The following is a 21,863-nucleotide window of genomic DNA, read 5'->3' on the forward strand; positions in this document are numbered from 1 at the left end:
GGGGTACATACCGAGCAGGCTGCCTTTCAAGAGAGCGAGTACTTCAAAGTAAAGGCAAAAGAACGGTATAAAATTGAAGCGAAAAATAGCGAACTCAAGCACAGAAACGGGTATGATGTTGCCTCATCCTCGGGTCTCGTTGGCATGGAACTGCAAGGAGCGCTCACCCTATTCGCGGTGAATTTAAAACGGATTCTTAAGCTGACAAAGTAAAAAAAAACATAAGAGCAAGGACAAAATACGAGCTTCGCATGAAAAATCACATGCGAAGCTCGTATTTTTTGTCATTTAAAGAAAAAACGGTGAAAATTAACCGGTTTTTCAGTGCCCTCTGCCCTTCGTTGTATTTTTTTAGCAGCACGAAATGAAATTAAGGTGTTATGGCACGTCGAGGAAGTTTCCATTTGTATTTGAGCGAGAGCAGCCTCATCAAAACGATGGCAATAAAAAGTCCATACAATTCAAGCGGTTTTTGAACCGCACCGAGTCCGACTGCCAGACCCCCGGCCATTGCCCATACAGCATAGATCTCCTCACGCAGCACAACAGGCTTCCTTCCCGCCAGAACATCACGTATGATCCCTCCACCGATTCCTGTCATCATGGCTGCAACGATAACCGCACTCAAGGGGTGATTCATGTTGGAGGCGAAAAGCGCACCTTGTATTGCAAACGCCGCAAGTCCGATCGCATCAAAAAAATAAAGCCACTTCATCGAATGACGGATGATGCCAGATGGCAGCAAAAATACGATCATCATGGCTACAAGAGCTGTTTTGAGCAGCAGGCCTTGCTGCCAGATGGAATCGACCGGCACACCAATCAACAAGTTCCTTACAATACCACCACCGAATGCAGTAACCAAGCCGAGAACGACCACACCCAAAATATCATAATCTTCTTCCATTGCCACCAAAGCTCCAGATACAGCAAATGCGATGGTGCCGATAATGTTAAACACTTCCCATGTCAAAACGTTCGATCCTCTCTAATGAAAAAATGAAGCAAGGCAGAAATATCCTCAAGTATTGTAATATGGCTGCTCTAGACCCGCAAGCCTTTCACGTGCCTTTAGCCGCATTTTTCAGCATATCTAAGACTTCTTTTGTTACATGGCAGGTCCCTAGATCTCCGTGAAATACTTCGCCGTTTCGAAATCCATGAAAATCACTGCCAGCTGTAGGAATCAAGCGCAAGTTATGAGCCAGTGAAAAATAATGCTTGGTCTGCTCAATCGTATGATCAGGATGCCAGCATTCTAGACCGTCCATCCCCTCACCAGCCAGTGCCGGAATTAGATCACCACAGTCCCCATATATTCCCGGATGAGCGAGCACGGCTGCCCCACCCGCATTCTTTATCATCTTTAACGCTTCAAAAGGAGATATCCTATCTACCATCTGGAACGCTTTACTTCCTTTACCCAAATAAATGTTAAACGCCTCTGGAATACTTTTTGCATATCCTTTTTCAATTAGCAGTTCTGCAATATGCCCTCTTCCTACATTTCCGCCTATTTTTCTTTTTGCCTCAAGTTCATCGTGTTCGATTGCGATGCCAAGCTGCTGCAGCTTGTTGATGATTAGCCGGTTCCTTTCGTCCCTCACATTTCTCAGAGCATCCAGCTGATGGATCAGCTGCTGATCTGCCGTATTAATAAAATAGCCGAGCACATGAACGTCCTGACTGCCATATTTCGTACTGATCTCGATGCCTGGAACAAGCTCGAAACACTTCTGTTTAGCTGCTTCCTCCAGCGCTTCAGGTATTCCGCTGACTGTATCATGATCAGTGAGCGCAATACCTGCCAGACCTTTAGATGCGGCTCGTTTAACAGATTCTATAGGCGTGCATGTTCCGTCACTGGCTGTAGAATGGGTGTGCAAATCATATTTCATATTGTATACTCCTTTACCTAACATTGCGGTACGTGAAAATTTAATTGCTCTTTCCAATTTGATTGCTGCTGTATGAGATCCAGTCACTCCAGCTGCCTGGGTAAAGCTTGACCTGCTTCATGCCAATTTCCTCGAGTGCCAGGATGTTCACACAAGCAGTGATGCCTGAACCGCAATAGACGATCTTTTCACCATTGTTTTCAAGTGAAGAGAATCGCTCGTTTAATCCATCATTTGTCTTCCACTTGCCGTCCTCGAAGTTTTCCATAAACGGCAGGTTAATACTGCCCGGAATATGGCCAGCTTGATGATCAATCGGTTCATGCAGGCCAGCATAGCGCTGTTCCTCTCTTGAATCGATTATCACGGCATCTTTCAGTCTTTTTTCAGAAACTGCGCGGACTTCCAGCATATTCACGATCATGTCGGGCTTGATAGACGCCTTAAAGACGCTCGTTTGCTTTTCAGGCATTTTTGTTGAGACAGGCAGCCCTTTTTCTTTATAGTGTGTATAGCCATCTTTTAAGATCACCACGCGGTCATGTCCTAAATATCGCAGCAGCCACCACAGCCTAGATGCAAAAATGTATTGGCTGTCATCATATGCTACGACAATTTTTTCAGATGAAATGCCGCATGAGCCAAAAAATTGTGATAGTATGTTTACGTCCGGCAAAGGGTGCCTGCCGCCGTGCTTACTTACAGTTCCTGAAAAATCTGTTTCTAGATCGGCGTAATGTGCACCCGTAATGTGGTCATTTACATACCATTTCTGTCCTGCTGCCTTGTCACTCAGTGAAAACCGGCAGTCGATGACGATGATGTCCGGGCTCAAGATATGTTGAGCGAGCCATTCAGACGAGACGAAATTAGTCACTGTTTTGCCTCCTGTCCGTTTCATTTTCGTTATGATTCTTCTGCAGAGGGGAAGAATAGACAATAGTTATTACAAGAAGTGAGGAGAACATATGAAAGAACAAACCATTAATGCTTCCATTGTCCTTTTCGGGGCAACGGGCGACCTTGCACACCGTAAGCTTTTTCCCGCTATGTTCCAATTGTATCAAAAAGGCCAGCTTAAGGAGAACTTTGCGGTAGTCGGTGTTTCCAGAAAAGAGTTTTCACACGAGGAATTTCAGACTATTGTAGCCGATGCTGTCCTCACGCACTCTCATGTCAGCGATAAGGAAGCATTAACTCAATTCGCTTCCCATTTTTATTATTTAAAGATGGATGTGACAGATGCAATCAGCTACCATGAGCTTGGAAACCTGCTCGATCAGCTTGACCGCGATTACCGTACTGATGGAAACCGAATGTACTATATGGCCATGGCGCCTCAGTTTTTCGGCACGATTCCAGGCTTCTTAAAGTCAGAAGGAATCACTGACACTAGTGGATGGCACCGTATCGTGATCGAAAAGCCGTTCGGAAAGAACTTGGAAACGGCAACAGAGCTGAATGAAAAGATCCAGAAAAGCTTTGATGAGGATGATATCTACCGAATCGACCATTATTTAGGTAAAGAGATGGTCCAGAATATTCAAGTGATCCGTTTTGGAAACGCCATTTTTGAATCGATATGGAACAACAAATACATAGACTCTGTCCAGATCACATCGAGTGAAACACTTGGTGTTGAAGACAGAGCAGCCTATTACGAAAAATCGGGTGCTCTTCTCGATATGGTGCAGAACCATATGCTTCAGATGGTTATGCTGGTTGCGATGGAGCCGCCTGGAAAACTTGATACGAAGCATATACGCGACGAAAAAGTAAAGGTCCTCAGGTCCCTTCGCTTTTATAATGAACTGGAAATCGGTGAAAATGTCATACGCGGCCAATACCGTGAAGGGACGATTAACGGTGAACCTGTTCAAGGATACTTGGAGGAAGAAAACGTTGATCCTCAATCAAAGACTGAAACGTTTGTCGCAGCAAAGCTATACATCGATAATTTTCGATGGGACGGGGTGCCGTTCTACATTAAAACCGGCAAACGCCTGAATACGAAATCGACTGAAATCGTGATTCAATTCAAGCAAGGACCCATGTCATTGTATAGAGCAAACAACGTGAACCACCCGCCAAACCTACTCCGCATCCATATTCAGCCGGATGAGGGGCTGTCGCTCTCACTAAACGCTAAGCCTCATGGAGATAATATGAACTTGCTGCCAATAGACATGTCGTTTTGCAACAACTGCCATAATGAAGTCAATAGCCCTGAAGCGTATGAAAAGCTGATCGGCGATTGCCTGTTCGGAAATTCGACGTACTTCACACGCTGGGATGAAGTCGCACTCTCTTGGGAATTTATCGATTCAATATCACGGGCATGGAGCAGCGGAGAGCTTCCGCCGCCTGCCTCCTACCCTTCTGGCAGCATGGGGCCGATAGAAGCCGATGATCTGCTTTTAAAAGACGGGTTCACATGGTGGGATCCAGCCAATTTAAGGAGGAGCTAAAACGATGAAAATTTATGATGTTTCTGCCACCATCTATAACGGGATGGCGGTCTATAAAAACAAAGAAGAAAAACAGCCTGTATACAATACGGTACAATCCGGCCATGTTACAGAAACTAGAATAGACATGGACTGCCATACAGGCACTCACGTGGATGCACCGCTGCATATGATTCCCGGCGGCCATACGATTGAGACGCTACCCCTTGAGAACCTGGTGCGCGACTGTAAGCTGATCGATCTCACACATGTTGAGGGAGCGATCACCGCTAACGATCTTTCCGACAAAGACATACAGGAAAATGATTTTGTCTTGTTTAAAACTCGCAACTCGATGAGTGAAGAATTTGACTTTGACTTTGTGTTCGTCGGAAAATGCGCGGCTGAACACCTAGCGGCGCTGAACGTTGCCGGAGTGGGTGTTGACGGGCTTGGCATCGAGCGCAGCCAAGAAAACCATCCGACCCATAAAACTTTGTTTGAAAAAGGAATCATCATTATTGAAGGGCTCCGGTTAAAAGATGTTTCAGAAGGCTGTTACTTTATGATGGCTGCACCATTGAAACTGACAGGTACAGACGCTTCGCCTGCAAGGATCATCCTACTTGATGCAGACATAAAATAGAAAAAAAGCAGGACCGCATAGCGAGGCTACTTAAAAAGCCCTCTGAAAGTGGATCGGGGATCTCCGCTTCAGGGTACTCGCTTTTCGCGGGGCTCACCTGTCCCACTCGTCCCGCTGGACAAGGAAGGCTGCGGCAGCAAGACATCGAACGCAAGAAAATGTGAAGTTCATTTTCGAGGAGTCTCGCACCCTTCTGCTCCAATCCACCCATCTAAAGAAAGCCTTATCGATTCGTTCCAACGACTCGGTGAGGCTTTTTTGATAATGAAAGCATCAATTCATTATGGAGATGTCCTATGCTTTTCAATCAGAAGTCAATGGACTTTAGTAACTATCTGCCTCTATGATCTTGTCGATCCCCACGAGAAAACGCTTTGTCAAAGGTCGAAAAATAGAGCTTTGCATTAAAAAATACATGCGAAGCTCTTATATCTTGCCAATAGAAGAAAAACCGGTAAAATTCTACCGGTTTTTCACTACCCTACGCATAGCGGCCTGCTTTTTCTTATTATTCAAGTACGGGTTGTAAGGAGGCATCTTTTTCTTTTTCTTTTTTGTCTTTGCTGCCTTTCTCTTCCTTTTCAGGCTTGATAAAAATGAAGGCAACGGCAGCTGCAAAAAGCGAAACACCTCCAGAGGTGTAAAACACGACCTCATGTGAAGACTTCATCAGTACAGCATACAGAGGGGGACCTGCCGCGACCCCGACAAACCGCATAGAACTGTATAAAGAAGTAATGGTCCCTCTTTCTTCTTTTTCAATACCTTCTGTGATCAGAGCGTCAAGGCTAGGAAGAGAAACACCGATGCCCGCACCGCACACGAACAGTCCAGCCAGCAGAAAATAAATATTTTCTGTAAACGTTATGATAATCGTGGTCCCGCCTAAAACAAATAAGCCAATCGTGCAGCACCATTTCATCACTTTTTTGTTTTGTCCGATTTTCTTTCCTCCTATATAGGAGCTGATCGATAAGGCGAGCAGCGGTACAGCAAGCACTAGCCCCTTCATCACACCTTTAATGCCATATTTCTCTTCAAGTACGTTTGATAAATAAAACAGCAGCCCAAACAGCACAAACATGATGATGCCGCCGATCAGGAAAATGGCGAGCAGCCACTTTCCGTCATTCTTAAAAATGGTTTTGACACTGTTTAAGAACTCTTTGAACTTCTTCGGCTCTTCTTGTTTCTTAGGAGATTTCACCAAAAACATGACGAGTATAATGGATATTGCACAAAAGACAGGAATGAGCCAAAACGGAAGAAACCAAAAGAAAGAGGCCAAAAATGCGCCAAGGATCGGGCTGAGGACTTTTCCGAACGTGTTGGATGTCTCGATCAAGCCAAGCCCTGAAGAAACTTCATCCTCATCTTTAAACATATCACCAACGAGGGGAAGCACAACAGGAGCAGCTCCTGAGGAACCGATCCCTTGCAGCAGTCTGCCTGCCAGTATCATCCAATATGGATCATTCATTTTCCAAGAGGCCCAACCTGTGACGATTCCTCCTGCTCCAGCGATAATTAGGCTCGGTATAATGACCTTCTTACGCCCGATCCGGTCAGACAAATAGCCTGCGATCGGAATCAAAAGAATCGCGACCACTGAATACACCGTTATGATCATTGAGACCTGAAACGCCGATATTTCCAGCTCTCTTTCAATATCAGGCAGCACGGGAATAAGCATAGAATTTCCCAGTGTCATGACGAGGGGAATTGAGGCTAGCGCCAACAGACTCCATTTTTTATTACTTTTCATATTTTTCCTCCGATGTACGGTTGTCCTTTTGTTAGTATTCATTATTTCGTCTGTCGCATACAAGAAAATCAATCCATTGACGTGAATTTAAAAACAGCCTAAACTTATATCACTACATAAGGTGCATAAGCGGATACTCGCTTATGCCCGTCAGACAAGGGAGGATGCGGTGTGGAATCACTTATCCAGCCACGCGTACACAACATTCAATTATCAGGAATACGGCAATTCGTCAATGAGATGGCGGCCTTTCCGAAAGCTGTTTCACTCACACTCGGCCAGCCCGATTTTGATACACCAGCACATATTAAAGAAGCTGCAAAAAAAGCCATCGATCAAAATGTGACAACCTATTCTCCGAATCCAGGATACCCGCATGTCAGAGAAGCAGCTGCTGAATATGTGAATAAAAAGTATAACCTGCATTACTCTCAGGATGAAGTCATTATTACGGTCGGCGCAAGTGAAGCCATCGATGTCTCACTGCGGACCATTCTTGAAAGTGGAGACGAAGTTATCATTCCTGCACCGGTGTATCCTGGTTATGAGCCTGTTATCACACTTTGCGGCGCTAAGGCCGTATATGCCGACACGACAACGACTGGCTTTAAACTTACTGTCCATCACCTTGAAGAGCTTTGGTCTGAAAAAACAAAATGTGTCATTCTTCCTTATCCTTCTAACCCAACTGGAGCGGTCCTCCTTAAAAAAGAGCTGGAACAGCTGGTTCAATTTTTGGAGAACAAAAAGGTGTTTGTGCTCGCTGATGAAATCTACAGCGAACTGACGTACGATGCTGTACATTGTTCGATCGCCTCCTTTAAAGGAATGAAGGAAAAAACGATCCTGATCAACGGTTTATCAAAATCCCATAGTATGACGGGGTGGCGGATTGGGTTTCTATATGCGCAATCGAACATTTTGAAGCACATTTTAAAGGTGCATCAATATAACGTGACATGTGCGAATACGATTGCTCAAGAGGCCGCTTTTGAAGCGCTTACTGAGGGAGCGATGGATGCTTTTCCAATGAAAAAAGAATATGATAAGAGAAGAAATTACGTTCTTTCACGTCTTCAAAACATGGGGATTGAAGCACAAGTTCCTGGTGGAGCTTTTTATATTTTTGCGAATATCAAGCCTTTCGGGATGTCTTCTCTTGCTTTCTGCCGAGGCTTGCTGCAAGAGCAGGAAGTTGCTGTAATTCCGGGTTCAGCTTTTGGAGAAGAAGGTGAAGGATATATTCGTTTATCATTTGCCGCACACATGGACCTTCTCAACATCGCAATGGACCGCTTGCAGCAATTTATAGACAAGATAACGGTTAGCTAATGACATTTATAGAAAAATTGGCTGATCCTTGTTCTTTAATTTATTGAATGAATCGAAACCCTTTACTGCATTAAAGTACAAAAAAGGTATAACCCGCTCTTTCATGTGAGGGGTTGTACCTTTTTTTAAATACTTTTGTTTACATAATAAAATTATAGTCGATTAAATATTCATGGTCGCTGCTTCTTTTTGGCGTATTCATCAATCATCTCTTTTGTCACGATAATCCTTGAGGGTGTGATCCCATTCGCAGCAGCGATTTCGTTTATTTTTTCTGCTGCAGAGTTTATGTCTTCCACTGAGAAAGGTTCACCGTGAATCGCATGGTTTACGGCTTTTTCAATGTACTGCTCTCTTAATTCATCATAATATAAAAATGCTTTCACGATCGTATGCTGTTTTTCTGAGTGGCTGCTGATCTGCTTATGTACTTCCATGCTCATTCCCCTTTCATACCTCCATATCGTAGCATAAAGAATGTAGTGTTTAAACTATCAGTATATTCAAAATTATTATTCATTTTACAATTTGCGGAAAAAAGAATAAACTTGATTATGCCGGGAATCCGGGATTTTTTTACATATATAGGAGGTCAATATGAAGAAAGTATTTGGTTTTACTGCAGCAGCACTTTTAGCGTTCAGCGTAGGCTGTTCTAGCGAGGAAGCTAAGCCTAAAAAGGAAGAAAACAAGTTAGAAGTAAAAGAAGATGCTAAAAAAGCGGATCCGAACGCAGAAAAGATTGCGATCTTAAACTTTGAAGCGGAACTTGTTAAAAAGCTTCGTGAATACCATGCGCCATTTAACGCGTATGCTGCTGCTTTAGAGGCGGCAGAAAAGCCGGCACAGGCTGATCTTGACAAGATGAAGGCAGAAGCAAAAGCTTCTGGAGAAAAAGCAGCATCAGAGATTCCAGGAATGGCGATTCCTTCTGAGCTTTCTGCTGACCTTCAAGCTGCATACAAAGCAGGATTCGAAGATTTGAAAAAGTCTTATGAAGCTCGTGTTGCAGGACTTGACGATGCAAAAAAGACAGAAGAAGCTGATACATTATTTACTGCTTTTGAAGAAAAAGTGAACGCAGAGCATAAAAAACTTGAGCTACTTCCAGCTAGCTTCGCTGCTGAAGTTCAATAATCAAAAAATGAAAAAAAAGCAAGGGCAACGCATGAAAATACATGCGTTGCCCTTGCTTTTTTTATTTTTTGAAAACTCTGTTCCTTTTAGCCTGATAAAAAGAGCTGTTGTTTTCAATTCCATTTCAGTAAAGCCGCCTCGTACTCTGCAGCTTGCTCCGGGTTATCTAAAGCATTCAGCAATGTCGCAACAGCACGACTGATTTGTGTGTGAAAATGCTCGACAGACTCTTTATTTTTCTGCTCACATTCGGCTGAATAATGATTTTTCAGCTGTGTGATTGTGTCTTCCGTCCATTTTGCGAGATGGACTGACTGGCAATTCAATAACTCCTCTTTCATGCCGTCTCTGCCATCGCCCTCAAAAAATTGCCGCGGGTTTTTATAATGTTTGTTCCATTTTTTTATTTCTTTTTCAGATGGAACTTCAAGCTTATGTGAGAGGACAGGTGTTAGAAAAATAAATTGAGAAACATCCAGCTTATCCAGCTTGACAGAATGGTTTTCCGTCTGGCGAAAAGCTTGCTCGGCATCGGCTACATAGACTGAAATCCATTTTTCAATCCGAAGACTCGTTGCTTTCATCTCTTGATTCAAGTCATATTCAATCTTGTTCCAAAGTTCAACTGCCGCTTCAGTAAGAGCATCCGAACTGTTTTTCCCGCTGTTCATCATCCCTGGATGATAGCACTCTTTGAAAAAGTCATGAGTGCGAACGTTCACTCTTTGTTTAACATAGTGAAAAAGCTCTGTAATTTCGAGAAACAGCTTTTCTTTTGGGATGCTTAAACGTCTGATTGCCTTTTGTTTCATCTCTTCTGCGTCGGCTAGAAGCTTTTGAGTCCGTTCCGCTTGATCGCCTTGGGATTTTTGGAGGTCATGGACGACGGAATGAAGTTTTTCTTTTAAAAACATGTTTTTCGATTCACATTGTGCAGCCATGACAGACGCTAGTTCAGTTTCTAAAAAATATTCCATGTCTTGGCGCAATACAGGGAATCCAGAACCTGTTTTATTCTTGTTTCCGCCTAACTCAGCATGGCTAGATACAGGGTACAGCCGAGGATGGCGTACTCCAAAAGATAAAAGATTATCCTTAATATGTGACATGACGACTTCAACTTCTTCTTCATCTTGTGCAAGATCGCAAGCGTTGAGAACAAAGAACATTTTATCAGCTAGGAAAACGTCCTTCACCCTTCCAAGCTGTATTAAAAATTCTTTATCCGCTGCCGAAAAGGCGTGATTATAATACGTAACATAAAGGATGATGTCGGAGTTCTTTATATACTGAAACGCGACATCGGTATGCCTCGAATTTATGGAATCTGCACCAGGCGTATCGACAAGGACGATTCCTCTTTCTGTCAGTTCGCAGCTGTAATAGACCGTTATTTTGTTGACATAGCACGCATAAGGCTCAAATGCCCCGTATTTCTCGATTTCATCCATATTTACTATGAATGATTGCCCGATCTTTTCTTTCATCACGCTGTATCCTTCGAGAAAAGGATGCATAAATCGATGATTTTCTATGCCGTTCTCCTTTGCCCATTGAACCGAGTCCTCCAAGGTTTCATTCATCATATCTAATACTTGTCCGTTCAGTTCATCAACCAGCTCCTCCTCACTCTTGCAAGCGATTTCAGCTGTTCCATGTGGGTGAGAAGGATCTGGCTTTTTAATTTCATAAATGGCAGCAGTCATTGGATTGGGGCTTGTAGGAAGCAGCTTTTCACCGATAAGAGCATTCGCGAAAGAAGACTTTCCAGATGAGAAAGCACCAAATAAGGCAAACGTGTAACTTCTGTTTTTTATCCGTTTAATAAGGCCTTCTGCATCTTTGGCGTCCTCTTCAAAAGCTGGCAAAGCTGATAGCACCTTTATGTTTTCAGCCAATCTATTCATTTCGCCGTTTAAGGACGTGCTAACTTTAAGCGTTTTTCTGTCTTCCTTTTTAGCTTTTTTAGCCATGATGGGTGCTTGAAGAAGGAGCTCTGACACTTCCATTTCAGTTCCTGAAGCTTGAGCCAGCAGTCCTTGAGCTGTAGTGTCAACAAGAATGTTTCTGCTCGCTATATTAAGCAGGCGCTCTGTTTCTTCCTCCCACATTTTCTGGGTATTTTCGCTTTCTTGCAATGTTTTTAAAATGTCTTCCTGAACCTCGAGCTGGCGTCGGCACGTGTCTATGATTCTTGATAAAGCCAAATCGATCGCTTTGTCCATAATTGAGAGGACTGAATGTAGATCCTGCCTGATCATCGACCGTACTTCTCCTGAAACATAGTCACAAAAATGCAGCAGTGCTTTCCCGTCTGCATCCATCCCTGGTTTAACTCCTGAGACGAGCAGCTTATGCGGCACAGATGAAACGTCAATTGAACCATCGCTTTCATATGCTTTATTAAACTCGTCCATCACTCTTTTAAGGTGCCAGACGATCTGGGTTTCCACATTACGGTTTAAAGATGCCGCGAAGGCATTCAACCGGTTTTCACGCTCTTTCTCGGTCTTATCACGGCTCATGAAAAAGCCTACCTTGAACTTAGGCTGCAGGCTTTCAAGAACGCTTCCTGCCAGTTCCCTTGTTTCATATGGCATGAGAATGGCATCGTTTAATATGCTCTGAAATTTCGCTCGCCATTTTTTCTTTTCTTCTTCTGGAGCTTTCCTCGCACGATCAAGGCTGTCTTTCCGTTCTTCGCGTTCTTGAAAGGCATTTTCAATCTCATCTAACGAACAACCATGGGGCTTATGTTCTTCTGCATAATCATTCGCAAGCCAGTGCAGGCGCCGGTCCCATTCATTTTCGAGAATGCGTTCTTTCTCTATTGAAGATTTTTCAATGTACGCCCTTAGTGCATTTAGTCCGTTCCCTGGCCAAGATGGACTGCGTACACTCGTGTAAAAAATATCTTCAGGAGTAATCCTGTATTTACTGAAATAGTCTTCTGCTTTTTTCTTGAACTCTTTAAGCGAAAGTTCGCTTTCCTCATGCTTATCCATCTGATTGATGATCAGCTTCACTGGGACGCCTTTTCTGGTTAATTTTTCAATAAAATGAAAGTTCGTTTCAGACAGCACATGATTGTAATCCATCACGTAAAAGATGATATCTGCAGCATCACTTACTGCGTCAGCTGCTTTATAATGCAAATCATCGGTGGAATCAATTCCAGGTGTGTCATATAGGGCTATTCCTTCTAGGCCAAAGTCCGGTGTAAAGATCTCAATCTCTTTGACGAGTTCTCCGTTTTTACATAATCTTTTAATGTCTTTAATATCAAATGGCGGCACAAACTCGGCGTATTGACCATTATATAAAGTGACAATAGCGCGAGAAGTCCCTTTTCTTAGTACGACTACGTTGGCACTCGTAGGCACGGGGCTGACAGGCAGCGTGCCGTCTGCTGATAACGCGTTAAGCAGGCTTGATTTGCCTGCGGAAAAATGTCCGCAGAAAACTACGGATAAATCACCGTATTCAGCCTTGCGGTAATAGTTCTGAACCTTCTCAAGACGATCCTTATCGCCTGCCTTTTGAAAAAAATGATAAAAAGCCTCAAGCGACGCAATGAGCTTATTTTGTGTTAACTGCTTTTTTTGTGTCACATTCCTCATCCTAATCTATCCGTTCTAACTACACTTTACCATATTTATGTATGCGATTACATACCGTACTGTTCGATTCCCCATATCCTGCATGTAATAATAGAGCAAAAAAACATGGCCTGGCATCCGCCAAGCCAAAAACCATGAAGACAAATGTCACAGTAACCTTACCCTGTTTACAAGAAATAAGCCATAAAGATTTCATCCTGCAAAGAACCGTTAATATTCGCTTGGCCCTTCTGAATGCCTTCTACAACAAAGCCAGCCTTTTCGTATACTTTAATCGCGACTTCATTGCCTGCAAATACCGTCAGCCATATTTTATATAGACCATGTTCTGATCCCCATCGAATCGTATACTTCATAATTTCAGAGCTGATCCCCAAGCCTTGTCCTTCTGAGGAAAGCCATGTTCGAAAATTACCGGTGTGTTTCTTCATCTCTAGTTCACCTTTAATCAGATGACAGATTCCGATCGCACGGCCGTCGAGTTCAATGACGCTGTACATGTTGTTATTTTTCTTAATTTCCAATATAAACGCCTTTTCTTCTTCCAAGCTGCGCGGCGTTTCTTTGTTTAAATATTCTCCAGCATCTACAATCTCCTTAACAGAAGTGATGATATCCAGTGCATCGCTTGCTTGTGCGGGCCGTAACCTCACTTGTTTCCCGTTTTTTGCCGTAAACGCATAATTAAAACTCAAAATAGACAGCTCCTAACACAACATGCAGTTCATATCGGTTGACATGAGCTGCTGTTTTACTATTATTATCGCTAATACATCATGAGTATATGCTCTTTACTTTCTTCCCGTATTCATCAAGCAGGACGAGTTCACACTTTATTGACCGGTCATTGCTCCTGATGATGGCGTAAGAGAAATATTTTTCCCTGCGTTTGTCCGTCGGGGACCCTGGGTTTATTAATACGGTTTCACTCATGCGTTCCATCAGCGGAATATGCGAGTGCCCGAAAACAATGATCTGCGGAAGATTCGGCAAGAACGTATGAATGGCCCTTTCCTTCGTTGTTCTTCCATGACCTTCATGGCCATGGACAATTCCTACCGTCATTCCTCCAAGGTGCACACAAATACGTGCATCTAACCGCTTTTTCACATCCTCCTCATCCACATTTCCATACACGGCGCTTACAGGAGCATATGACATCAGTTCATCTAAAAGCTCTGCTTTTGTAAAGTCTCCTGCGTGTATAATATGATCGGCTTTCTTCAACTCTTCCGTCAAATGCTGGGGCAGACCATTCTTCTTTTTAGGAAAATGTGTATCAGAAAGGGCGACAATTTTCATGTGCTTCACTCCTTCATCAATCCGCCATCTTCTTTATAAACATTATCTCTTACTTATAGTAGGAGAATGCGAGGGAATGAAGAAAAGAGGACCGTTAATTCGGTCCTCTTTTCGTTAAATTATCTATTTTTAGAATCTTCACGTGTGCGCTTTGGTGCGCGGTACGAATAATCGTTGTCTCGTCCGCCTTCTCGGCTGCCGCTCGGACGGCTAGAGCTCGAACGACCGCGGTATGAACCGCCACCGCTGCGTTTCGGGTCTCTTCCACCGTCACGTCCTCCGCCTTGACGAGGCTTTCTGCGGTCAGAGAAACGTCCCTGTCCGCCGCGGTTTTGGAACTTCTTAGATGATAGAGGCGGCTCTTCCGTCAAGTTGACAGGAGTCGTATCCGGCTCGCGAGTAAGAAGTCTGAGTGCTGCTGAAACAAGTGCAACAGAGTCATGCTCTTCTAGAAGCTCAACAGCTGTCTGCTTGTAGTTCGCTGTTTCTTCGTTCCCAAGAACACTCATCAGTTTCTCAACAGCCATCTGCTGCTGGCCTTCCATCGCTTCGTTCACTGATGGTACCTGACGCTTTTCGATTTTACGCTTCGTAATGCGTTCGATCGTGTAAAGGTGATCGATCTCGCGCGGTGTGATGAACGTGATCGCATAACCTGTTTTCCCTGCACGTCCTGTACGGCCGATACGGTGAACGTAGCTTTCAGGATCTTGCGGGATATCAAAGTTGTACACGTGGGAAACACCAGAGATATCCAATCCACGAGCAGCAACATCTGTTGCGACAAGCACTTCGATCGTATTGTTCTTAAACGCGCGAAGCACTTTATCACGCTTCGCCTGCGGAAGGTCTCCGTGGATGCCTTCTGCAGAATAACCGCGTTTGTTCAGCGCTTCAGAAAGCTCGTCAACACGTCGCTTTGTACGTCCGAATACGATAGCAAGCTCTGGTGAGTGAATATCAAGAAGACGGCAAAGCACATCAAACTTCTGGCGCTCTTTCACTTCTACATATTCTTGCTCGATGCTTCTTACCGTCATCTCGCTCGCTTTTACTTTAATGATCAGAACATCTTTCATGAAACGCTCTGCAAGCTTTTGAATCTGTTTCGGCATTGTCGCAGAAAACAGCATCGTGTGGCGCTGTTCTGGAACGTTCTCAAGGATTTTTTCAATATCCTCTACAAAGCCCATGTTCAGCATCTCATCTGCTTCATCTAGAACGACGGTATGAACGGTTTCAAGCTTTAACGTTTTACGGTTGATGTGGTCGATCACTCGGCCTGGTGTTCCGACGATGATGTGCGGTCCGCCTTTCAATGCTTTGATCTGGCGTACGATTGACTGTCCGCCGTAGATCGGCAATGTGCGGATTCCTTTATATTGGCCGATCTTGTTGAGCTCTTCCGCTACCTGAACAGCCAGCTCGCGTGTCGGAGCAAGTACGATGCCCTGTACGTTGCGGTTCTTCGTATCCATCTTTTCAATCAATGGAATGCCGAATGCAGCTGTTTTCCCTGTACCTGTCTGCGCCTGACCGATTAAATCAGTGCCTTGAAGAGCTGTTGGGATCGTGTCACGCTGAATCGGAGTCGCTTCTTCAAACCCCATGTTATTGATAGACTTTAATAATTCCGGGCTTAAACCCAGTTCCTGAAATGTTGCCAAGATTTTAATCTCCTTTTCTCTTTGACGAAAAAGGACTTTACGAAAACACCGAGATAACTTACCTTCATTGATGCACGTTTTTGCTATAAACGTGTAAAAAGCATTTCCGAGAATCGTATAAGGAAATGCTTAACGATGCGTGTATTCTTTCTTATGTGCGCTGCACCGTACCTTGTCTGATAAAAGTTTCCGTAAAAAGACATCTTCCGTCCATATATTCCGAAGTTAAACTTAACATGCCGTGATAATAAAAGCAACTAAAAGAAAATGAGGCCATTTGCTTCCTCAAAGGGTAAAACACGTTCACTCCGCTAGTATAGCTATTCTATGCTCTCCTTAATCAGATCGTGCAATACTATCGAATAAATCAAAGCCGTTGCTGCATGATAATAAAAATAGCATGATGAAAAGCAGGTGGTTTCTTTGGAATTCCTATCGATCATCCCTTTTTTACTCGTGATCCCGATCGCGGTTAAAACGAAACAAGTGCTGCCCGGTTTGTTCGCCGGTCTTTTGGCAGGTTCTTATTTGATCTCTCCTTCTCTTGTCGGTGGACTGGAGAAAATGGTGTCTTATTTAGTGAAGGGGCTGATTGACCCAAAAAATATTACGATCCTGCTTTTCCTCTATGTCTTCTCCGGTCTAGTGGGGATGATCAAGATGACAGGAGGAATACGTGGCTTCGTAGAAGAAGCCTCGTCCCGCATCAAAACGAAAAAAGAAGCGCTATTCCTCACTTACTTGTCGACGCTCGGAACGTTCAGTGCGCCGAGTTTCCGCTTCGTGACGGTCGCCCCGATCATGAGGGCGCTTTTAAAAAAGGTGAAAATGTCCACTCAAGAGCTCGGGTTTGTCATTGAGACGACGGCAACACCAGTCATCGTCCTGATTCCAATCGCAACAGCGTTTGTCGGCTATATGACCTCCATCGTGGACATCGCCATCAAAAACGAGAATATACAGGCTGATCCTTTTGATTTATTTATTAAAAGCATCCCGTTTAATTTCTTTTCGTTCGTGATGATCGCTGTCGGTGTGTATTTAAGTTTTTTTCATCATTCTAGTTCCACTGAAGAAAGCGACCCTGATAAGATCGGCAAGAACGATGACGGCGATGACTGGCATGACTGCGATCCGGCTGTAGGGAGGGAGATTCCTGAAAAACCATGGAACCTGCTGCTTCCCTTGATCATAACCGTCACTCTGACATTGGTGCTGACATGGTGGGACGGCTATAAAAAGACAAATGCCGGGCTTTTGTCTGCGCTTATTTCCGCAGATGTGATGCAATCTATGCTGACAGCCCTTCTTTTTACTACATTGTTTTCGTTTGTCTATTTCATGCTGCAAAAAAACAAACTGAGCGACCTTTTGTCGGGATTTATTTCTGGCGGGAATGAGCTTATGAGCGTAATCATCCTGCTGGCGGTCGTATGGGGCCTTTCATCCGTTACAGAGGACCTTGGATTTTCATCCTTCATCACAAGCTACGCTCAGCATATCCCGAGTGCGGCGGTCGTGCCGATTTTGTTTTTATTTGGTGCGGCGGTATCCTACTTTATCGGTTCCGCCTGGGGTACATGGGGCATCTTGATGCCTCTTGGTGTTTCGATGTCCCAAGCTTCTGATATTTCGCTGCCCCTCGTGATCGGTGCCGTCTTCGCCAGCGGGACGTTTGGTGCGTTTGCATCCCCTCTAAGTGATGATACGAATACTATTGCAAGAATTCTGAACCTATCCGTTGTCGAGTATGCGAAGTACAAACTGAAGCCAGCACTTATCGCTGCCTTTATAACGGCAGCCCTTTATGGCGCTACCGTATTTTTCTTCTAATACTCTTACTTCCTGAAAAGAGGTCCGTTTAAGCGGGCCTTTTTTCTATTTTAAAAGCTTTTTCACCTGCATCAGCACTTCCTGATATCTTTCCCTTCCCCAGGAATTATAAGAAGGATGAGGAACCCCTTCTAAGACACTGTATGTCTGCTCTTTGTTTGCAAGAGAGACATAGCGGCCGGCAAATTTGCCGCATGGAACGATCGTGGTCTCGTTAGATGCGGCTGTTTTCAGTCGTTCTTTAAAGTCTTGCAGCAGAATATTGTGTAAAACCGCCCTTTCTTTATCCTTAAACGAGATTGACGCGCTCGTCCTGATTTTTTCTACGTGTTCTAAGAAAGATGAGTTGTTCTGTTTCCATTCTTCATCATTGATGGCTGAGCGCTGCATCGGAAACGGACATACGTTGACGATTCCCATTTTCTCCAACAGTGATGGATGTTCTTTTAAACGTAAGCCAAAAGGCACGTTCTCGTTCAGCAAAAATTTCGTCATGCTTCTTCCCGAACTGCCGGCAACCGGCACACCGTGCTTTAATTCTTCTTTGTGGGGAGACTCAAGCACGAAAAGAAGAGCCGGGGGGTCTTTATATAAGTCATGGACACTATATCGGTGTTTTGCTTCTAAAAATAAATCTTGCATCTGCAGCATGGTTGATTCCTGCTTTCTTTTTATTTGTTTGTAGTGAGACGGACTATTAAGGCACAATTGATCTTGACAAAGCAATCCCTTCGTAAAGCTTATGTAATTTACATTCGGCTTGCAAAGGATAACGGACGATTGGTAGAGAACCTTTAACATTATCAAGATACAGGAGGTATGTGACAATGAACACACCGCTCGCCGCCAGCGGCAGACAACGCAATAAGGCCGCATTGTATTTTACACTACCCGTTATGTCATGGGCTTTTTACGATTTTGCCAATACCATTTTTTCCTCCAATATTATCACGATTTTCTTTCCGTTTTATCTTTCTTCTGCAGTTGGAGGAAGCGAACAGATGGACGCGATCGCCAGTACGATCATCAGCTACGCAAACGCGGTAGTGTCGATCTTGCTCGTGCTCCTCTCTCCTTTATACGGTGTGTGGATCGACCAGACCGGAAGAAAGAAGAAGTTTGTTGTCATCTTTGCGATAGGCGCGATTCTAGCCACCTTCCTTATGAGTTTATTTTCACGGCAGCTCAATGACGAAACCTTTTTTTCCCTGCCGCTTTCTGTTCTTCTTGTAATACTGGCGTTTATGGCGGGCAAATTTTTTTACCAGTCCAGCCTTGTGTTTTACGATGCAATGCTTCCTGACGTTGGCTCAAAAGAAAACATGCCTCTTCTCTCTGGATTCGGCGTGGCTGTCGGCTATATGGGAACCATTCTGGGGCTTAGTGTCTACTTTCTGACCGGAAAAGACAATTTTCCCGATGCATTTCTGTTAAGCGGTGTACTATTTTTGCTCTTTTCGCTACCGATCATCTTTTTGTATAAGGAAAATCACACTCAGCAGTTAACAAAAAACAGCGGCATGTTTTCAGGCTACAAAGAAATTCTATCTACTTTCCGTGACATCACTTCATACCGTGATCTGTTTTTGTTCATGATCTCATATTTCTTTTTTAACGATGCGATCGCGACGGCGATCGCCATGATGGCGCCATATGCCTCAGATGTGATCGGCTTTTCGCAAGGAACGTTTATTCTCCTCTATTTAACGGCAACGCTGTTCAGCATCATAGGGTCTTTCGCCTTCGGATATTATACAAAACATGCAGGGTCCAAAAAAGCTCTCTATATGGTCGGCATTCTGCTCGTTGCCGCTCTTTTGCTAGCCGTCCTGACAACGGTCGCTTCTCTGTTCTGGATCTCCGGAGCGCTGTACGGCGTTTCGATGGGAGCGATGTGGGTCGTCACCCGGACGATGATCGTAGAAATGAGTCCGCCTGAAAAAAGAGGACAGTTCTTCGGATTGTTCGCTTTTTCCGGAAAAGTTTCTGCCGTCGCCGGCCCCCTAGTATACGGAACGATCACCCTTATCTTTTCTTCTTATGGAGATCTGGCAAGCAGGCTCGCGTTAGGATCGATGCTGCTCTTCGTGTTGATCGGGATGTTTTTATTAAGATACGTGAACTACGCGGAATATCGGCAAACTTAACTCGTAAGAAAAAGAGCAAGCTCATCGTCAATGAGCTTGCTCTTCCTTTATCGTGCCTATTTTTTCACCCATTACGACACTTGTGCCTTCCGTAATACTGCTCTCAAACTCAAAACGCGCTTCTTCAAATAATAAAATAACGGTCGAACCGAATTCGAACAAACCGATCTCATCACCTTTTTCGTAAGTAACCGGTTCAAAATTCTGTTTAACATGCTGTTTCCATTTTCTTTCAAGCTCGCCATAAGTCACTTTCACGCTTCCAACGATAAAAGCTCCCACTTTGACGAGCGCCATATTTCCAGCTGGTGTGCTGGCATGGGTAACAACGCGTTCATTTCGCGTAAACAGCCCGCTTACATGGCCGACACCGATTTCATTTACCGGGAAAAGCCTGCCCGGAATATACGTGCTATCCGTGACGGTTCCTTTTAGTGGCATGTGAATGCGGTGGTAATCTTTCGGGCTAAGATAGATCGTGACGAAACGACCGTTTTGATAACGCTCGGCAGCTTGAGTGTCGCCAAGCAGATCAGCGGCAGTATAGGTGATTCCCTTTGCCTGAATAAGAGAACCGCTCTGAATCTTACCAATCTGGCTCACGACTCCGTCAACAGGAGAAACGACGGCATTTCTCTCCATGTTGATCGGCCTCGCACCGCTTTTCAGTTTCCGAGTGAAAAATTCAGTCAGATGTTCGTATTCATGGACCGGCTTTTCTATTTCTTCAAGGTTGATGTTAAATTGTCTGGCATAGTGTTTGATATACCAGCGGCTCAGGCGCGAGCGGCCCGCTGAACCGGCAAGCGAGGATATTTTTTTTTGCGGCAATAGCGAGATCAAATACTTTGCTGCTTTATTCTTCAATGTCATTTCTCCTTACCATCCAATATCTGTGTATCCTTATCCGCCAATTATACCATTAACTCACTGTTACTCAAGATACGTTTTGACTTTCTCATTTCTTGTCCTTTTTTGGAGGGTATGACAAAATGGTAACTAGCAAGGAGTGATGATGATGAAATTGTATGTTTCAAAAAAAGCCGCAGAAGCCTTAAAAACAGACCTGCAGCATTCTAGCGGAAATGCTGTCCGTTTCTTTGTAAGACTCGGCGGCTGCAGCACCGTACAGAGCGGCTTTTCAGTTGGAGTAACGAAAGATGACCCTAAACACCCAGGACCTGTTGCTACTGATGAACAGACCGGACTAACGTTTTTTATCGAGCAGGAAGATGAATGGTTTTTTGACAATCATGATCTTCATGTGGAGTATGATGAAGAGAACGAAAACCTTCAATATGAATACAGAAAATAATTTATTTAAGAAACCGGCTGATTTCGTGCAGCCGGTTTTCTTTTTTCATGACTTCTAGCTGTTTTTTTCCCATCAGGTCAAAATGCGGGTAATCCTCGCGATGATGAATATATTCTTTTGGCAGCCCATATTCTTTTCCCCATAAGATGAGTTTTTGAATATCGCAGCACGCCGCTTTCGTGACACTGCGGTATTGCGGAAATCGCGAGTCATGCCAAAAATGAGTCAAAAAAGCGATCTGACCGTCTGAAGCATCGCGTTTCCATGCAGCAAGCTCTTCACGGCTGATGCCAAAGGCCATTACATTTCCTCTTTGCTGGCCGCTAGTAGATAAGCGCTATGCCATTCAGGAAACAATTTTTTTATCGAGACGGGACGGAACGTTTCTTTCTTGACACAAACATGCGAAGAATTGCCTGTTACGCATACGTTTCCATTGCTGTTCTTGATCTCATATTCGTAAACGACCTTAAGTCCATTATATTCTTTGATTGATGTGACGACAGTTGCATGGTCACCGTATGTAAGCGGCTTTTTATAAAAGGCCTCAACGTGTGTGACGGGTGAAAGGATGCCTTCATTCTCCATATCCGCATAGCTGAACCCCAGTTTTTCAATAAGAGCTGTTCTTCCAATCTCAAACCAGATAATATAGTTGGCATGGTAAACAACACCCATCTGGTCGGTTTCTGCATATCTGACTTGAATTTCGGCTTCTGCTGTGATCATGATTCTCTCCAATCGCATTTTTGTA

The 21,863-nt window shown here is 44.1% G+C and carries 21 protein-coding genes; 8 read left to right on the top strand and 13 right to left on the bottom strand.

Features of this window, described 5'->3' with window-relative positions; genetic code table 11:
* Positions 1-213: transposase (locus tag ACFQPF_RS03325; RefSeq protein ID WP_379746520.1), on the top strand; the 213-nt coding region annotated here is incomplete at its 5' end.
* Positions 214-370: 157 nt separating this feature from the next.
* On the opposite strand, the gene ACFQPF_RS03330 is transcribed toward ACFQPF_RS03325, so the two are convergent.
* From ACFQPF_RS03330 to ACFQPF_RS03340, 3 genes are all read right to left on the bottom strand, one after another.
* Positions 371-973, bottom strand: coding sequence for a trimeric intracellular cation channel family protein (locus ACFQPF_RS03330; RefSeq protein WP_379746523.1), 603 nt, complete (start codon positions 971-973; stop codon positions 371-373).
* Between the two features lie 88 nt (positions 974-1,061).
* Positions 1,062-1,898 carry a PHP domain-containing protein gene (locus ACFQPF_RS03335; protein ID WP_379746526.1) on the bottom strand — a complete coding sequence of 279 codons (837 nt, stop codon included), beginning with the start codon at positions 1,896-1,898 and terminating at the stop codon, positions 1,062-1,064.
* 40 nt (positions 1,899-1,938) lie between these two features.
* A complete protein-coding gene (locus tag ACFQPF_RS03340; protein WP_379746529.1) occupies positions 1,939-2,775 on the bottom strand; it encodes a sulfurtransferase in 837 nt (278 codons plus the stop codon).
* Positions 2,776-2,866: 91 nt separating this feature from the next.
* Here ACFQPF_RS03340 and zwf point away from each other — a divergent pair, with 91 nt between their 5' ends.
* Positions 2,867-4,366, top strand: coding sequence for a glucose-6-phosphate dehydrogenase (zwf, locus tag ACFQPF_RS03345; protein WP_379746532.1), 1,500 nt, complete (start codon positions 2,867-2,869; stop codon positions 4,364-4,366).
* Between the two features lie 4 nt (positions 4,367-4,370).
* Positions 4,371-4,991 carry a cyclase family protein gene (locus tag ACFQPF_RS03350; RefSeq protein WP_379746535.1) on the top strand — a complete coding sequence of 207 codons (621 nt, stop codon included), beginning with the start codon at positions 4,371-4,373 and terminating at the stop codon, positions 4,989-4,991.
* A 508-nt stretch (positions 4,992-5,499) separates the two neighbouring features.
* Here ACFQPF_RS03350 and bcbE read toward each other — a convergent pair.
* The gene (gene bcbE / locus ACFQPF_RS03355) at positions 5,500-6,798 is read right to left on the bottom strand and encodes a bacillibactin exporter BcbE (RefSeq protein WP_379746538.1); all 1,299 of its coding nucleotides are present in this window, start codon (positions 6,796-6,798) and stop codon (positions 5,500-5,502) included.
* 129 nt (positions 6,799-6,927) lie between these two features.
* Between bcbE and ACFQPF_RS03360 the strand changes: the two genes are divergently transcribed.
* Positions 6,928-8,088 carry an aminotransferase A gene (locus ACFQPF_RS03360; protein ID WP_379746541.1) on the top strand — a complete coding sequence of 387 codons (1,161 nt, stop codon included), beginning with the start codon at positions 6,928-6,930 and terminating at the stop codon, positions 8,086-8,088.
* A 170-nt stretch (positions 8,089-8,258) separates the two neighbouring features.
* On the opposite strand, the gene ACFQPF_RS03365 is transcribed toward ACFQPF_RS03360, so the two are convergent.
* Positions 8,259-8,525: a DUF2533 family protein gene (locus ACFQPF_RS03365; RefSeq protein ID WP_379746543.1), complete on the bottom strand. Its 267-nt coding sequence runs from the start codon at positions 8,523-8,525 to the stop codon at positions 8,259-8,261.
* A gap of 160 nt (positions 8,526-8,685) precedes the next feature.
* Between ACFQPF_RS03365 and ACFQPF_RS03370 the strand changes: the two genes are divergently transcribed.
* The gene (locus ACFQPF_RS03370) at positions 8,686-9,225 is read left to right on the top strand and encodes a hypothetical protein (RefSeq protein ID WP_379746546.1); all 540 of its coding nucleotides are present in this window, start codon (positions 8,686-8,688) and stop codon (positions 9,223-9,225) included.
* Positions 9,226-9,338: 113 nt separating this feature from the next.
* Here the strand turns inward: ACFQPF_RS03370 and ACFQPF_RS03375 are convergent, their stop codons facing one another.
* The 4 genes from ACFQPF_RS03375 to cshA all read right to left on the bottom strand — a co-directional run bounded on the left by ACFQPF_RS03375 (position 9,339) and on the right by cshA (position 15,814).
* A complete protein-coding gene (locus ACFQPF_RS03375) occupies positions 9,339-12,836 on the bottom strand; it encodes a dynamin family protein (RefSeq protein WP_379746549.1) in 3,498 nt (1,165 codons plus the stop codon).
* A gap of 176 nt (positions 12,837-13,012) precedes the next feature.
* Positions 13,013-13,540 carry a GNAT family N-acetyltransferase gene (locus tag ACFQPF_RS03380; RefSeq protein ID WP_379746552.1) on the bottom strand — a complete coding sequence of 176 codons (528 nt, stop codon included), beginning with the start codon at positions 13,538-13,540 and terminating at the stop codon, positions 13,013-13,015.
* 79 nt (positions 13,541-13,619) lie between these two features.
* A complete protein-coding gene (locus tag ACFQPF_RS03385) occupies positions 13,620-14,147 on the bottom strand; it encodes a metallophosphoesterase family protein (RefSeq protein WP_379746554.1) in 528 nt (175 codons plus the stop codon).
* A 119-nt stretch (positions 14,148-14,266) separates the two neighbouring features.
* The gene (gene cshA / locus ACFQPF_RS03390; protein WP_379746557.1) at positions 14,267-15,814 is read right to left on the bottom strand and encodes a degradosome RNA helicase CshA; all 1,548 of its coding nucleotides are present in this window, start codon (positions 15,812-15,814) and stop codon (positions 14,267-14,269) included.
* A gap of 423 nt (positions 15,815-16,237) precedes the next feature.
* Here cshA and ACFQPF_RS03395 point away from each other — a divergent pair, with 423 nt between their 5' ends.
* Positions 16,238-17,647, top strand: coding sequence for a Na+/H+ antiporter NhaC family protein (locus tag ACFQPF_RS03395; protein ID WP_379746560.1), 1,410 nt, complete (start codon positions 16,238-16,240; stop codon positions 17,645-17,647).
* Positions 17,648-17,692: 45 nt separating this feature from the next.
* On the opposite strand, the gene ACFQPF_RS03400 is transcribed toward ACFQPF_RS03395, so the two are convergent.
* Complete coding sequence (locus ACFQPF_RS03400; protein WP_379746563.1) at positions 17,693-18,298, bottom strand: uracil-DNA glycosylase family protein; 606 nt, start codon at positions 18,296-18,298, stop codon at positions 17,693-17,695.
* Between the two features lie 176 nt (positions 18,299-18,474).
* On the opposite strand from ACFQPF_RS03400, the gene ACFQPF_RS03405 reads away from it, so the two are divergent.
* On the top strand, positions 18,475-19,794 hold the full coding sequence (locus ACFQPF_RS03405; RefSeq protein WP_379746565.1) for an MFS transporter: 1,320 nt from the start codon (positions 18,475-18,477) through the stop codon (positions 19,792-19,794).
* Positions 19,795-19,821: 27 nt separating this feature from the next.
* Here the strand turns inward: ACFQPF_RS03405 and asd are convergent, their stop codons facing one another.
* Complete coding sequence (gene asd / locus ACFQPF_RS03410; RefSeq protein WP_379746568.1) at positions 19,822-20,661, bottom strand: archaetidylserine decarboxylase; 840 nt, start codon at positions 20,659-20,661, stop codon at positions 19,822-19,824.
* A 145-nt stretch (positions 20,662-20,806) separates the two neighbouring features.
* Between asd and ACFQPF_RS03415 the strand changes: the two genes are divergently transcribed.
* Positions 20,807-21,109 carry a HesB/YadR/YfhF family protein gene (locus tag ACFQPF_RS03415; RefSeq protein WP_379746571.1) on the top strand — a complete coding sequence of 101 codons (303 nt, stop codon included), beginning with the start codon at positions 20,807-20,809 and terminating at the stop codon, positions 21,107-21,109.
* A gap of 1 nt (position 21,110) precedes the next feature.
* Here the strand turns inward: ACFQPF_RS03415 and ACFQPF_RS03420 are convergent, their stop codons facing one another.
* Both ACFQPF_RS03420 and ACFQPF_RS03425 read right to left on the bottom strand, forming a co-directional pair.
* A complete protein-coding gene (locus ACFQPF_RS03420; protein ID WP_379746573.1) occupies positions 21,111-21,410 on the bottom strand; it encodes a hypothetical protein in 300 nt (99 codons plus the stop codon).
* The gene (locus ACFQPF_RS03425; RefSeq protein ID WP_379746576.1) at positions 21,410-21,838 is read right to left on the bottom strand and encodes an acyl-CoA thioesterase; all 429 of its coding nucleotides are present in this window, start codon (positions 21,836-21,838) and stop codon (positions 21,410-21,412) included. Before ACFQPF_RS03425 ends, ACFQPF_RS03420 begins: the two co-directional genes overlap by 1 nt.
* Positions 21,839-21,863 lie beyond the last annotated feature (25 nt).

The sequence above is a fragment of the Fictibacillus iocasae genome, from assembly GCF_042665465.1.
GTDB lineage: Bacteria > Bacillota > Bacilli > Bacillales > Fictibacillaceae > Fictibacillus > Fictibacillus iocasae.

Excerpts from the sequence above, each read along its gene's own strand:
- ACFQPF_RS03405 (WP_379746565.1), top strand. The coding sequence starts at position 18,475 with ATGAACACACCGCTCGCCGCCAGCGGCAGACAACGCAATAAGGCCGCA.
- ACFQPF_RS03365 (WP_379746543.1), bottom strand. The coding sequence starts at position 8,525 with ATGGAAGTACATAAGCAGATCAGCAGCCACTCAGAAAAACAGCATACG.
- ACFQPF_RS03385 (WP_379746554.1), bottom strand. The coding sequence starts at position 14,147 with ATGAAAATTGTCGCCCTTTCTGATACACATTTTCCTAAAAAGAAGAAT.
- ACFQPF_RS03425 (WP_379746576.1), bottom strand. The coding sequence starts at position 21,838 with ATGATCACAGCAGAAGCCGAAATTCAAGTCAGATATGCAGAAACCGAC.
- ACFQPF_RS03420 (WP_379746573.1), bottom strand. The coding sequence starts at position 21,410 with ATGGCCTTTGGCATCAGCCGTGAAGAGCTTGCTGCATGGAAACGCGAT.
- ACFQPF_RS03415 (WP_379746571.1), top strand. The coding sequence starts at position 20,807 with ATGATGATGAAATTGTATGTTTCAAAAAAAGCCGCAGAAGCCTTAAAA.
- bcbE (WP_379746538.1), bottom strand. The coding sequence starts at position 6,798 with ATGAATACTAACAAAAGGACAACCGTACATCGGAGGAAAAATATGAAA.
- ACFQPF_RS03350 (WP_379746535.1), top strand. The coding sequence starts at position 4,371 with ATGAAAATTTATGATGTTTCTGCCACCATCTATAACGGGATGGCGGTC.
- ACFQPF_RS03400 (WP_379746563.1), bottom strand. The coding sequence starts at position 18,298 with ATGCTGCAGATGCAAGATTTATTTTTAGAAGCAAAACACCGATATAGT.
- ACFQPF_RS03335 (WP_379746526.1), bottom strand. The coding sequence starts at position 1,898 with ATGAAATATGATTTGCACACCCATTCTACAGCCAGTGACGGAACATGC.
- zwf (WP_379746532.1), top strand. The coding sequence starts at position 2,867 with ATGAAAGAACAAACCATTAATGCTTCCATTGTCCTTTTCGGGGCAACG.
- ACFQPF_RS03370 (WP_379746546.1), top strand. The coding sequence starts at position 8,686 with ATGAAGAAAGTATTTGGTTTTACTGCAGCAGCACTTTTAGCGTTCAGC.